The following is an 11,168-nucleotide window of genomic DNA, read 5'->3' as shown; positions in this document are numbered from 1 at the left end:
CGACTTGAATTCCGGCCGCGCGCTCGACCATCTCGCGCCGCAACCGGTCCCCTTAGCTTCGCCGGGCTTATCGCGCCCCAGGCTTCAATGCCCCGCGAGGACGCCACGGCCCTTGATCTGGGTCAATTGCGGGAAATCAAGGCGCGGCGCGGCGGTCCCCCTACCTTCGCCGCATGAGCTGGCTCCTTATCCTCTCGCTGGTCACGGCGCTTCCACCGGCGCCGCAGAGCGTCCAGGGCTTCATCAGCACCGAGGACCTGACGGTGCTGTGCGCGCCCCAGAACGACTCACCGGCCCTGTGCCTCGGCTACCTTGTGGGCGCGGTGGATCAATTGCTGGCCGGCCAGGCGCGGCGTCCCGCGACGCGGCGCACCATCTGTCCTCCAGCGAACCTCTCTGCCGAAGCCGTGCAGACGGCCCTGCTGCTGCGGCTGGGCCGTGATCGCGCAAACCGGCCGCAGGCCGCCGCCGACGCCATCCGCCAGGCGGTGGAGGCCGAGTACGCCTGTCCGCTGGGCGCGGGCGTCCGGCCAGGACGCTGAGGTGGAGCCCAGTCCCCCCCGCCCCTCTTGGCCAAGCTGGACGCTAGGAGTCCTCTATGGCTTGGCCCTGTTGGCCGGCGGATGGATACTCGGGCCTCTGCGGGTCATGGTCGTGGCCCCCCTGATTGGCCCGCTCGCCGCTGTCGGCCTTGAAGCGCCGCTCCTCACCGCGGTCATGGTCCTCACCGTCCGCTGGATGGAGAGACTGAACCTGATCAGCCACCGGCCGGTGGGGCGTGCGGCCATCGGGCTGACCGGCGCCTGCGTCGTGCTGATGGGCGAGGTGGCCGGCGCGCTCCTGGCGCCCGATCACCGGGAAGCCTTGAGCCGGTTCTTCACCCCGGTGGGCCTCTTGGGTCTGGCCCTTGTCGGCGTCGCAGCCGTGATACCTCTTGTCCTGCTCGCCTGGCCTTCGCCAGGTCGGCGGTTGCGCTAGGTCAAGGCGGGGCCTCGGGACTGGGTCATGCTGACCTCACATCCCTGGAGCGCCCCATGAGCCTGCAAGACATTCTGCTTCATCTCGACACCTATCCGGAGCCGACCCCCGACGCCGCCATTGATGCGGCCGTGGGCCTGGCCGCCCGCCTGGGTGGGCAACTCACCGCGCTGGCGCTGCGCCTCTCGATCCCGGTGAGGAGCAACATCCTCGCCGAGCGCCTGATCGGTCTGACCGATCTCGCGCGCGAGGAGGAGGCCCGCAGCCTGGCCGCCTGCAATCACGTCCTGGAGCGTTTCAAGAAGCGCGCGGAGGACACCGGCGTCTTCCGCGGCACGCTTCTCGAAACCGCCGGGTTGCCGGACTTCGCGCTTCATGTCGCCCGCAAGGCCCGGGCCCGCGACCTTTGCATTGTACCGATAAGCGCCGCCCTGGATGGCCAGAAGGAGGTGGCCGAGACCGTGATCTTCAACTCAGGCCGCCCGGTGCTGCTGATGCGCAGCGAGATTCCCGCCGCTCCCAAGCTCACCGATGGCGTGGCTGTGGTCGCATGGGACGGCGGGGTTCCCGCAGCCCGGGCCATGGCCGACGCCCTGCCGATCCTGCGGGGCATGCGTCGGGTGCGGGTTCTCACCATTCTCAATGAGAAGGCCTCAGCGGTCGGCGGCCTGGCGCAGGACGCGGCCCGTCACCTGCAGACACACGGAATCGAGACGGCCATCGACTACGTCGAGACCGATGGACACGGGATCGGCGAGACCTTGGATGGATATCTCGGCGAGACGCGGCCAGACCTGCTGGTCATGGGCGCCTATGGCCACTCGCGGCTGCGGGAGATGGTCCTGGGCGGCGCGACCGAGCACATGCTTCGCCACGCTCAGGTCCCGGTCCTCCTGTCCCATTGATATCCGATAGTGAGCCCGTGTCGCACGCCGCCTTGGCCTGCACGCTGGGGCTCAGAGCCCAGGAAGAAGTCCATGCCTCCTCAGGATGTCAGCGACCGCCCACCCCTTCACCCGATCCGCGAGAGCGTCGGTTTCGTCATGGCGGCCCTGGGAGCGCTGGCCGCGGTGTTCTGGCCGGCCCATCGGCGCCGCCCGCCGGCCAGCCAGAAAGCCGCGCCGGCGGACGATCCGCCGGTGACCCTCAAGGCCAGAGTGGCGCCCTTCCCGATCGAGGACTGACGAAGAAGTCAGGTAGACTGGAACGTCTCCCAGCCGAGCCATAACGCAATCAGCGCCAGGCCGACGGCGACACCCCGGTCGAGACGGCGCCGGAGGTTGGGCGTCTCCCATCGGGCCAAGCTCACGCTCCCGGCGGCCAGCACGATGGCGGTGTGGATCGTGATGCTGACAACAACATGGATCGCGCCCAGGGCCAGGGCCTGGATGGCAGGGTCACCGCGGGCCGGGTTGGTGAAGCCCGGCAACAGGGCGACGTAGAACACGGCGGCCTTGGGATTGAGCAGGTTGGCGATCAGGCCGCGGGCGAACAGACGCCCCCGGGCCGGCGGCTCCGCCTGGTGGCCCGGCCGAGGCGCGGGCCCACCGCGCCAGGCCTCGAAGGCGAGCCACAGGAGAAATCCAACACCCGCCCACTGCAAGAGCGCGTAGAGCCAGGCGACGCGCATGACGATCGCGCCCAGACCGGCCACGGCGGCCAGCATGTAGACGGTGAGCCCCAGGGTGACCCCCGCCACGGTCATTAGCCCGGCGGGTCGGCCCCATCTCGAGGCGACGATGGTCAAATACCCCATGTTGGGGCCTGGGGTCAGCTCGACGAGGGCCACCGCCAGGAGGAACCCCGGCAGCAGCTCTGGGTCGACTGGAAGCGGGATGATCGTTTCCTAGGTCTTGGTGCGGCGCGCGGCCACCACGAGACCCACCAAGGCGGCCGCCGCTGTGGCGATCGCAGCAGCGGTGGCGACTGGATGGCGCTTGGCTTCGTCCGCCGTGGCCTGGACGAGGCTGACCGAACGGTCGCGCGCCTCGTCAGCCAGGGCATGGGCGGCGCGGTTGAGCGCTTCCGACGCCTTGGCGATGGAGTCCTCGATGTCTCCGCCGACGTCTCGGGCGGCGCGCTTCAATTCGTGCATGACGTCCTCAAGGGCCTCATCAACAGTGCTGGCGACGGTCTTGGTGATCGACTTGGACATGGCGGCTTCCTTCTGATTCCGCTCACTTTCGCCCGGCGGCGCGTCCATGGCTTTGCGATCGATCAAGTGGGGCGCCGATGCTCCGATCTTCCAGGACGAACAGACCTGGGTCGCCGCTATCAGCGCGCCTCCGTAGATCTACTTAGGGGACGCTCCCGAATTTCGCCGCTCACCCGTGAAGCGTAGCCATTTCGACATCAAACCCGGAGACGATCGATGAGCGCCGTCCAGACCCAAATCCAAACCGCCCGCGCAAGCTACGCTGGACTGATGGCCCGCCCGCAAACGGAGGCCGCGGACCTGATGTGGCAGATGGGCGTGCGAATGGCCTTCGCCAAGGACGAGGAAATCTACGGCCAGGACGAGGACGCCGACTTGATCTACCGGGTCATCTCGGGCGCGGTTCGCACCTCACGGCTGCTGAGCGACGGGCGCCGCCAGATCGGCGATTTCTATGACGCCGACGACCTGTTCGGCATCGAGGCCGGCCCCACCCATCGCTACGCCGCCGAAGCGGTCGGCGACTGCGTCATTCTGGTGCTGAAGGCGTCCGCGCTGCGGGCGGCGGCGGGCGAGGAGGCCTTTCAAAACCTGCTCTGGGCCGCGACCAACCGGGAACTCGAACGGACCCAGGAGCACCTGCTCCTGCTCGGACGCAAGACCGCGTGCGAGCGTGTGGCCAGCTTCCTGATGGGCCTGGCCGACCGGCGGCCCGCGGGAACGGTGAACCTGCCCATGGGTCGCCAGGATATGGCCGACTATCTGGGCCTGACGATCGAGACGGTCTCGCGGATGCTGACTCAGCTGCAGGGCGCCCTGGTGGTCGAATTCACCGGCGCCCGCGAGTTCCGCATCGCCAACCGTTGCGCCCTGGCGCGCATGGCCACCTGAGACGGGTCACGATCCGCTCGGCGAGGGTTCGGCTCGGAGAGGCGGGCGATGGCCACGATCACGTTCCACTCGATGGCCGACAGCGCCTATCTCTGGACCGCCATGCAGGTGGCAGACGAGAAGGGGGTCGAGTACCGCCTCGAGCCTCTGGAGCTGGGGTCTGAGGCCCACCTGCGGCTGAACCCATTCGGCAAGATGCCGGTGCTCCAGCATGACCAGGTGGTGCTCTACGAGACCCTGGCGATCGCGCACTATATCGACCGCGCCTTCCCCGGCCCTGCCCTGCAACCGGCCGATCCCCTGGGCCAGGCGCATGTCCTGCGCTGGATCAGCATCGTCAACGCCTATGTGTTCCCGGTCATGAACCGCTTCGTGAAGGAGCGGCTGGTGCGGCCAGCCTGGGGGTTCGACACCGACGCAGCCTTCCTCCAGTCAGCGCGCGCGCCGTTATTGGCGCAGATCCGCCAGATCGACGACGCTGTCGGTGACGACGGCTACCTGGTGGGCGACCGGCTGACCCTGGCGGACGCCTTCCTGCTCCCGCACCTGCTGTTCTTCGGTCGAACCCCGGAGGGCGCCGCCCTGCTGAAGGCCGCGCCCCGCGTCGCCGGGTGGCTGACCCGGATGACGGAGCGGCCCAGCTATGTCCAAAGCGACATGCGCCGCGCCTATGAGACCTTCCGACAACTGCCCGCCGCCACGCCTGTGCTCTGGACGGCGCAATAGCACCAACCCAGCCCCGAACCGGGCCCTGGAAGGGCCTCGGATGGGTGGCGCCGCGCGCCCGCGATGGTGACGCCTGACTTCGAGACCGATCGCTGAGCCGCGTTCCACCCCAGCCTGGCGAAGGTCACGGCGCGGGGGTCGCCTCAGCGGCCTGGGGTGGCGTGACGTTGGGCGGCAGCGGACGCGGATTGCACGCGGAGAGCACGAGAGTCGCGAGGCTCAAGAGAAGACAGCGGCCAAGGAGGGGCATTGGCGGGCTCCACAGGGGCGCCGAAGCGCGGTGTCGGGGGGCGGCCTGCAACGATCCAGGCCAGGGCGGACGCACCTCAGTGAGAGATCAGCAGCGCGCAGGGCGGGTCGGACAGGAGGTCGTGGCTCACGCCGCCCAGCACGAGTTCCTGAAGCCGCGGGCGACCATAGACCCCCATGACCACGAGATCGGCCTTGAGGGCCGCGACATGGTCGCGAAGGATCTGGCCTGCCGAGGCGTCATGGCTGCGGTCGACGATGAGGTTGGCCTTGAGGCCGTGGTTCTCCAGGTGGCGCTGCAGCAGTCCGTCCGGGCCCCCCTCGCCACGCGGCGAGACGATCAGGACATGCACTTCCTTGGCCTGGCTCAACAGCGGCCAGGCGTCCCGCAACGCCCGGGCGGATTCCCGCGATCCCTTCCACGCGACGACAACCCGTTCGGCCAGGGCCGGCGGGGCGCCGCTTTCCGGGATCACCAGGACCGGCCCCCCGCTGCCGAGGGCCACGGCGGCGGCTGATATGTCATTCAGGCTCAAGCTGACCTTGGCGATCGGTGGGAACACCGTCAGGTCGAAGCGTCGCGCACAGGAGATCAATTCCTGGTCACGGCCATCGACCACCAGCCAGTCGGAGTTGGCGCCCGCTCGACGCGCCTCGGCCTCGAAGATCCCGCGGGCGGCCTCGGAGGCCTGCAGGCGAGCCGCCGCTTCCTCCTCGATCAGCGCCTGGAGCGCGTCAGGGGGCATATAGGCCAGCGACTCCGCCACCATGGCGTCCCGCAGGAACTCCGACTTCAGGAAGACGCCGGTCAGGCGGGCGTTCAGGCGCGCCGCAAGCGCAGCCGCGGCCGCGGCGCGAGGCTTGGATGACGGGTGTTCGTCAACGTGAACGAGAATGTCTTGGTAGGTCATGGGCTGTCCTCCGGTCATCGCATCCTGCGCCTGCCCGCGATGGCCGCCTTGACGCCGATCAAAGGGCCGGGTTCGACGCTGCGGCGCGACAGGCACGGACTTCGGGAAAGGACTGGAGCGGGCGATGGGATTCGAACCCACGACATTCAGCTTGGGAAGCTGACGCTCTACCCCTGAGCTACGCCCGCGAAGGCCTTATCAGGTAAGGCTTGCAGTAGGGGTTCTCTAGCGGGTCTCCGGGGCCCACTCAAGCGCCTAACCGGTGATGACCCATTCGGCGACATAGGCCTGGGCCTTGCGGGCGAGGCCGGGGGGGCCGGAAAAGTAGAATTCGCTGCCGAACATCGTGCGCTGTTCGCGCCAGGCCAGGGGGCCGGTGTCTTCGGTCTGCAGTATCGCTCGCAAGCGGTCGCGCTTGGCGGTGGGTACGAAGGCGATATAGGTCGCATCGGGCATGGCGGTTTCCTGGCCCCTCTTGCCAAGGAAACCGTGAGTCGAACTTAAATATGGTTAACGCGATCAACAGCTTGGCTGTGGCGACCTGCCGCAGTGCGCGGACGATCTAGGCTTCGAAGATGGCCTCAATGGGGAGGTCGAACAGCCTCGCGATCTTGAACGCCAGCGGCAGGCTGGGATCATACTTACCGGTCTCGATGGCGTTGACGCTCTGGCGCGAGACGTCGAGGCGGGCGGCCAGCTCGGCCTGGCTCCAGTCCCGCTCGGCCCGCAGGACCTTGAGGCGGTTCTTCATCGCCGGGCCAGCCGCCACCACAGGCCCACAGCCAGGGCGCCTGTGACCTGCATGAAGGTGGGCAGCATGTAGCCGATGACGAAGGCGCGACCCACCTCGCGGCCGCCCGGAACCTCGGGCCAGAGCCATTGCAGGCCGCCCGCCCCGATGAAGACGAAGACCGGAACCGAGGCCACCAGGCCGATCAACCCGCCCCAGTACCAGGCGTGACGCTCGGCATGCTGGAGGTACTCGTCGCGGGCCTTGAAGATCCGCAGGGCGAAGAAGATCCACCAGGCCACCATGGCGCTGGTCCCCACTGTGACGACGAGGACCCGCGCCGGACCGGTGACGCCTGCGAACCGCAGCACGGCGAAGAGCAGCAGGGTCAGGATGAAGAACCCGGCCATCCCCTTCAGGGTGGCGGCGCGCCCCTTGGTCATCTGGTTCGTCATCGGAAGCCTCCATGGCTTGCAAGCAAACTTGTCTATATGACAAGGAAACATGACAGGGTAGAGCGTGTCAAGGGTCCTTGTCGTTGGAGCCATTCAGCGGCTAGGGTCCGGGCGATGCTGTCGAGAATGCAATTCAGGGGCGTGTGGCGCGACTACCAGGCCCGCGTGCTGGCGGAGATGGACGACCATCTCGTCAACGGACGATTGCATATCGTCGCCGCGCCCGGCGCCGGCAAGACCATCCTCGGGCTGGAGATAATCCGCCGGCTGGGCCGCCGGACAGTGGTGTTCGCACCCACGGTCGCGATCCGGGATCAGTGGGCGGAGCGAGTGGGATCGATGTTTCTCGACGCGCCGCCTAGCGCCGAGGACCTGTCCCATCACCTCACCGCCCCCCGAGCCCTGACCTTGGTGACCTATCAGGCGCTCGACGCTTTCAGACGGTCTGACGATATAGACAGCCTGGTCCAGGACCTGAACGCCGCCGGTCCGATCACCCTGGTGCTCGATGAGGCCCACCACCTGCGGCGGGAATGGTGGACCAGCATCAAGCAGCTGGCCGCGTCCCTGGCCGATGTCCGGATCGTCGCCCTGACGGCGACCCCGCCCTACGATGCGAGCTTCGCCGAATGGACGCGTTACGAGAGCCTATGCGGGCCGATCGACCTGGAGGTCGGGATCCCCGAGCTGGTTCGCAACGGCGATCTCTGCCCTCACCAGGACCATGTGATCCTGTCGGCGCCGACCACCGACGCCCTGACCCTGCTCGACGAACGTCGCCGCGCCATCTGGGGGCTGCAGCGCGATCTCTGGTCGGACGAAGACCTTCTGGACGAGATTGAGCGCCATCCCTGGCTCCGGCGGCCAGAGGATCATGTTGAAGCGATCCTGGAAGCGCCAGAGATGCTCTCGTCAGCCCTCGTCCTGTTGGTGGCGGCGGGCCGGCGACCACCACCGGCCGCGCTCAAGCTCCTTGGTGTCAGCGGGCGCGACCTGCCCAATCCTTCCCTTCTCTGGCTGGAGAGGTTCCTCGATGGTGTGGCCGGCGGCCATGCCGGGCCATTTCGCCTGACGGACGGAAGGCTCAAGGTCCTGCGCGATCAGCTTCACCGGCTGGGGCTGATCGAGGGCGGCCGGGTCCGGCTGCGGGAGACACGCCCCATCTTCCAGATGATGGCCTCGAACCTCGCCAAGCTGGAGAGCGTCGCCGAGATCGCTCGGGCGGAGCACGGCACGCTGGGCTCAGGGCTGCGCATGGTGGTCTTGTCGGACCATATCCGCAGTTCGGAACTGCCCGCCGACGCCCAGGCCGAGTTCCGGCCCTCGAAGCTTGGCGTCATCCCGATCTTCGAGCACCTGCGGCGCACGGGCCCGGCCCCTGATGTGATGGGCGTCCTGACGGGGACCCTGGTGATCATTCCCCGGGCCGCGCTTTCCAGGCTTTGCGAGCTTGCCGCGGACCAGGGAATAGATCGCGCCGCGGTCAGGTCTTTCGATCTTTCCGCCTGCCCTGGCCATGTCAGGGTCGAGCTCAGCGGAGTCGGCGGCGCACGCCTGGTGCGACTGGTCACCACGCTGTTCACCAGCGGCTCCATTCAGATCCTGGTCGGCACCCAGTCCCTGTTGGGGGAAGGCTGGGACGCGCCGGCGCTCAACAGCCTGGTCCTGGCGAGCAATACAGCCTCCTTCATGCTGTCCAACCAGATGCGCGGGCGCGCCATCCGGGTCGAGGCCGACAACCCGGCGAAGGTGGCCAACATCTGGCATCTCGCGACGCTCGAGCCTCCCGCCAAGGGCGTCGTGGCCGAGGTGGTGGACCTGGTGAACTGGGGCCACCTCAGGGACGAGGCCCCGGCCGGCCTCTCCGATGGCGCGCTGCTGAGCCGTAGGTTCCGGGCGTTTGAAGGCATATCCAACGGTGCGTCAACGCTGATCGAGAGCGGAATCGGCCGCCTGGGCCTCGACTTCACGCAAGATCTCGGGCTGGCGAACGACCGGGCCTTCGCCGCCGCCGCCGACCGTCAGGACACCGCCCGCCGGTGGTCAGAGTCCCTGGGCGCCGGCGGTGGTCGAGCCCGGGTCCGGGAGACGGCGGCGCCCAACTATGCACCCCAACGCCTGGCCTGGTCCGATACCCTGCGGGCGCTGGTGTGGAGCGCCCTGAGCGCCGGAGCGTTCGCCATAAGCGATGTGGTGCAGGACCTCGACGGCACGGAGGCCGCCGGCGCCCTGGGCATGCTGGTGGCCAGCGCCGCGGCCCTGGCCAGCCTGCCGGGTCTCGCCAAGGCGGCCCGCCTGGCCTGGCGCAACGGATCGGTTGAAGGCAGCCTCGAGCAGGTAGGGATGGTCGTCCTGCTGGCGCTGGTCCGCGCCGGACTGGCGAGCGAGGCCGATGGGCGAGATGGGCGGTTCGAAGTGAAGGCCAGCCTCGACGGGCGCCGGGACATCGTGCTGCGTGGCGTGAGCCGAAGCACCGAGCGCCAGGTGATGCAGGCGATCGCCGAGGTCCTGGGGCCTGTGCAGAACGCGCGCTATATCCTCATGCGCCACAGCCGGTTGGGCTGGAGAACCCGCACGGACTACCACCCTTTGCCGTCCGCCCTGGGGGCCAGGAAGGACTGGGCCGAAGGTTTCGCCGCGCTCTGGTCGGCCCGGGTCGGATCGTCGCGACTCGTCTACACCAGAACCCCCGAAGGGCGGCGTGTGCTGCTGCGCGCCCGCGCGAAATCGCTGGCCGCGGGTTTCCAGCGATCCGTCGACCGGCGATCGGCCTGGCTCTGAGCGCCCGACCGAGCGGCCCGCGCCTAGCGGTTCGCGGTCCAGCGCTGGAAGTGCTTGGAGAGTTTCAGGCCCTGGCGCTGGTAGTGGCTGCCCTGGTCGCCATAGAGGCGCGAGGGCTTGGCGGTCAGGGGCTCATAGACCAGGCGGGCGACGGTCTGGCCGTCCTCGAGCAGGAAGGGGGTCTCGTGGCTGCGGACCTCCAGCACGCCCTTGGAGCCTACGCCCTGCGCCTCCTCCGTCCCGAAGCCGGGGTCGAAGAAGCCGGCGTAGTGGACGCGGAACTCGCCCACCGAGGGGTCGATGGGGGTCATCTCGGCGGCCTGCAGCACCGGAATCTCGATCGCCTCCTTGGACGCAAGAATGTAGAATTCGCCCGGATCCAGCAGCAGCTCGCCGTTCTGCGGGATCAGCGGCTCCCAGAAGTTCCGCGGGTCGTGGCCGTCGACATTGTCCATGTCGATGACGCCGGCGTGGCGGCGCGCGCGGAACCCCGCGACCCCGTCGGAGAGGTCGACCCCGACGCTCTTGGTGAGCAGTTTCGGCGGGGCGCCGCGCTTCAGACGCAGCTGGTTCAAGCGGGTGCCGGCGCGCACCAGGATGGAGAAGGTCTGGGGCGCGATCTCGATATAGGTGGGGCCGTCATAGCCCTCGATCACGTCATCGAAGGCCGGCTGGTTGTCCGACAGCAGGCGCACGAAGACATCGACGCGGCCGGTGGAGCTCTTGGGATTGGCGCGGGCCGAGACGCCCGGCGGCAGGTGCAGCCGCTCCTGCAGCTCGGCGATATAGACGCAACCCTTTTCCAGAACCGCGCCCTTGGACAGGTCAAGTTCGTGCATGGCCACGTCGGCGATGCGGCTCGCCACCGTGCGGCCCAGGCGGGGCAGGAAGCTCGCCCGCACCCGCCAGCAGCGGGCGGCCAGGCGCAGGTCAAGGCTGGCGGGCTGCACCTGATCGGCGTCGAAAGGCGTCGCCGAGGCGATGGCGCCCTGGGCGATCAGGTCATCGATGGATTGGCAGGGGAGAATCCCCGCGCGGGTCGCGTCGGTCATCGGCGGGACACTCGCCGGGAGGGCGAGGGTTGGCAAGTGCGGCGTGTTGGTTGGTGAGCTCCAAACTCCGCTCATCCGGGCGAAGGCCGGGACCCAGATCATAGAGCCCCGAGAGCGCGGAAAGGCCCGCTCGGAGTTATCCGGACGGGCCCAGCCATACGACCTGGGCCCCCTGAGTTCTCAAACGAAGTGCAACACCCTGCATTGGCGGAGGTGTTGTCATGGGACGGCTCTACGAGC

The 11,168-nt window shown here is 68.3% G+C and carries 14 protein-coding genes and 1 tRNA gene; 7 read left to right on the top strand and 8 right to left on the bottom strand.

Going from position 1 to position 11,168, the window contains the following annotated elements:
* Positions 1 to 173: 173 nt before the first annotated feature.
* The 4 genes from OCL97_RS22110 (at position 174) to OCL97_RS22095 (ending at position 2,162) form a co-directional block, all read left to right on the top strand.
* Positions 174 to 542, top strand: a complete 369-nt coding sequence (locus OCL97_RS22110; protein WP_377371856.1) for a Rap1a/Tai family immunity protein — start codon at positions 174 to 176, stop codon at positions 540 to 542.
* Positions 543 to 654: 112 nt separating this feature from the next.
* A complete protein-coding gene (locus tag OCL97_RS22105; RefSeq protein WP_377371855.1) occupies positions 655 to 978 on the top strand; it encodes a hypothetical protein in 324 nt (107 codons plus the stop codon).
* A gap of 56 nt (positions 979 to 1,034) precedes the next feature.
* Complete coding sequence (locus OCL97_RS22100; protein WP_377371854.1) at positions 1,035 to 1,883, top strand: universal stress protein; 849 nt, start codon at positions 1,035 to 1,037, stop codon at positions 1,881 to 1,883.
* Between the two features lie 72 nt (positions 1,884 to 1,955).
* Positions 1,956 to 2,162: a hypothetical protein gene (locus OCL97_RS22095; RefSeq protein ID WP_377371853.1), complete on the top strand. Its 207-nt coding sequence runs from the start codon at positions 1,956 to 1,958 to the stop codon at positions 2,160 to 2,162.
* 8 nt (positions 2,163 to 2,170) lie between these two features.
* Here the strand turns inward: OCL97_RS22095 and OCL97_RS22090 are convergent, their stop codons facing one another.
* Together OCL97_RS22090 and OCL97_RS22085 are read right to left on the bottom strand one after the other, a co-directional pair.
* A complete protein-coding gene (locus OCL97_RS22090; protein WP_377371852.1) occupies positions 2,171 to 2,767 on the bottom strand; it encodes a LysE family translocator in 597 nt (198 codons plus the stop codon).
* 57 nt (positions 2,768 to 2,824) lie between these two features.
* On the bottom strand, positions 2,825 to 3,199 hold the full coding sequence (locus OCL97_RS22085; RefSeq protein WP_377371851.1) for a hypothetical protein: 375 nt from the start codon (positions 3,197 to 3,199) through the stop codon (positions 2,825 to 2,827).
* 150 nt (positions 3,200 to 3,349) lie between these two features.
* Here OCL97_RS22085 and OCL97_RS22080 point away from each other — a divergent pair, with 150 nt between their 5' ends.
* Together OCL97_RS22080 and OCL97_RS22075 are read left to right on the top strand one after the other, a co-directional pair.
* A complete protein-coding gene (locus OCL97_RS22080) occupies positions 3,350 to 4,024 on the top strand; it encodes a helix-turn-helix domain-containing protein (RefSeq protein WP_377371850.1) in 675 nt (224 codons plus the stop codon).
* A 48-nt stretch (positions 4,025 to 4,072) separates the two neighbouring features.
* On the top strand, positions 4,073 to 4,750 hold the full coding sequence (locus OCL97_RS22075) for a glutathione S-transferase family protein (protein ID WP_377371849.1): 678 nt from the start codon (positions 4,073 to 4,075) through the stop codon (positions 4,748 to 4,750).
* Between the two features lie 326 nt (positions 4,751 to 5,076).
* On the opposite strand, the gene OCL97_RS22070 is transcribed toward OCL97_RS22075, so the two are convergent.
* The 5 genes from OCL97_RS22070 to OCL97_RS22050 all read right to left on the bottom strand — a co-directional run bounded on the left by OCL97_RS22070 (position 5,077) and on the right by OCL97_RS22050 (position 7,095).
* Positions 5,077 to 5,910, bottom strand: coding sequence for a universal stress protein (locus tag OCL97_RS22070; RefSeq protein ID WP_377371848.1), 834 nt, complete (start codon positions 5,908 to 5,910; stop codon positions 5,077 to 5,079).
* A 113-nt stretch (positions 5,911 to 6,023) separates the two neighbouring features.
* A tRNA-Gly gene (locus OCL97_RS22065) sits at positions 6,024 to 6,098 on the bottom strand.
* Positions 6,099 to 6,165: 67 nt separating this feature from the next.
* The gene (locus tag OCL97_RS22060) at positions 6,166 to 6,366 is read right to left on the bottom strand and encodes a hypothetical protein (RefSeq protein ID WP_304780929.1); all 201 of its coding nucleotides are present in this window, start codon (positions 6,364 to 6,366) and stop codon (positions 6,166 to 6,168) included.
* A gap of 106 nt (positions 6,367 to 6,472) precedes the next feature.
* Positions 6,473 to 6,661, bottom strand: a complete 189-nt coding sequence (locus OCL97_RS22055; protein ID WP_377371847.1) for a helix-turn-helix transcriptional regulator — start codon at positions 6,659 to 6,661, stop codon at positions 6,473 to 6,475.
* A complete protein-coding gene (locus OCL97_RS22050) occupies positions 6,658 to 7,095 on the bottom strand; it encodes a hypothetical protein (protein WP_377371846.1) in 438 nt (145 codons plus the stop codon). The genes OCL97_RS22055 and OCL97_RS22050 overlap by 4 nt, the downstream gene beginning before the upstream one ends.
* Before the next feature lie 126 nt (positions 7,096 to 7,221).
* On the opposite strand from OCL97_RS22050, the gene OCL97_RS22045 reads away from it, so the two are divergent.
* Positions 7,222 to 9,876: a DEAD/DEAH box helicase family protein gene (locus OCL97_RS22045; RefSeq protein WP_377371845.1), complete on the top strand. Its 2,655-nt coding sequence runs from the start codon at positions 7,222 to 7,224 to the stop codon at positions 9,874 to 9,876.
* Between the two features lie 23 nt (positions 9,877 to 9,899).
* Here OCL97_RS22045 and OCL97_RS22040 read toward each other — a convergent pair whose 3' ends face one another.
* Complete coding sequence (locus tag OCL97_RS22040) at positions 9,900 to 10,928, bottom strand: 2'-deoxycytidine 5'-triphosphate deaminase (protein WP_377371844.1); 1,029 nt, start codon at positions 10,926 to 10,928, stop codon at positions 9,900 to 9,902.
* Positions 10,929 to 11,168: the final 240 nt, after the last annotated feature.

The sequence above is a fragment of the Phenylobacterium ferrooxidans genome, assembly GCF_042714595.1.
GTDB classification, from domain to species: Bacteria; Pseudomonadota; Alphaproteobacteria; order Caulobacterales; family Caulobacteraceae; genus Phenylobacterium; species Phenylobacterium ferrooxidans.
This window is presented reverse-complemented; position numbering and strand designations above follow the sequence as displayed.

What these genes read in the sequence shown, in the direction of transcription:
- OCL97_RS22110 (WP_377371856.1), top strand. Translation starts at nt 174, where the DNA reads ATGAGCTGGCTCCTTATCCTCTCGCTGGTCACGGCGCTTCCACCGGCG.
- OCL97_RS22100 (WP_377371854.1), top strand. Translation starts at nt 1,035, where the DNA reads ATGAGCCTGCAAGACATTCTGCTTCATCTCGACACCTATCCGGAGCCG.
- OCL97_RS22095 (WP_377371853.1), top strand. Translation starts at nt 1,956, where the DNA reads ATGCCTCCTCAGGATGTCAGCGACCGCCCACCCCTTCACCCGATCCGC.
- OCL97_RS22080 (WP_377371850.1), top strand. Translation starts at nt 3,350, where the DNA reads ATGAGCGCCGTCCAGACCCAAATCCAAACCGCCCGCGCAAGCTACGCT.
- OCL97_RS22075 (WP_377371849.1), top strand. Translation starts at nt 4,073, where the DNA reads ATGGCCACGATCACGTTCCACTCGATGGCCGACAGCGCCTATCTCTGG.
- OCL97_RS22070 (WP_377371848.1), bottom strand. Translation starts at nt 5,910, where the DNA reads ATGACCTACCAAGACATTCTCGTTCACGTTGACGAACACCCGTCATCC.
- OCL97_RS22060 (WP_304780929.1), bottom strand. Translation starts at nt 6,366, where the DNA reads ATGCCCGATGCGACCTATATCGCCTTCGTACCCACCGCCAAGCGCGAC.
- OCL97_RS22055 (WP_377371847.1), bottom strand. Translation starts at nt 6,661, where the DNA reads ATGAAGAACCGCCTCAAGGTCCTGCGGGCCGAGCGGGACTGGAGCCAG.
- OCL97_RS22050 (WP_377371846.1), bottom strand. Translation starts at nt 7,095, where the DNA reads ATGACGAACCAGATGACCAAGGGGCGCGCCGCCACCCTGAAGGGGATG.
- OCL97_RS22045 (WP_377371845.1), top strand. Translation starts at nt 7,222, where the DNA reads ATGCAATTCAGGGGCGTGTGGCGCGACTACCAGGCCCGCGTGCTGGCG.
- OCL97_RS22040 (WP_377371844.1), bottom strand. Translation starts at nt 10,928, where the DNA reads ATGACCGACGCGACCCGCGCGGGGATTCTCCCCTGCCAATCCATCGAT.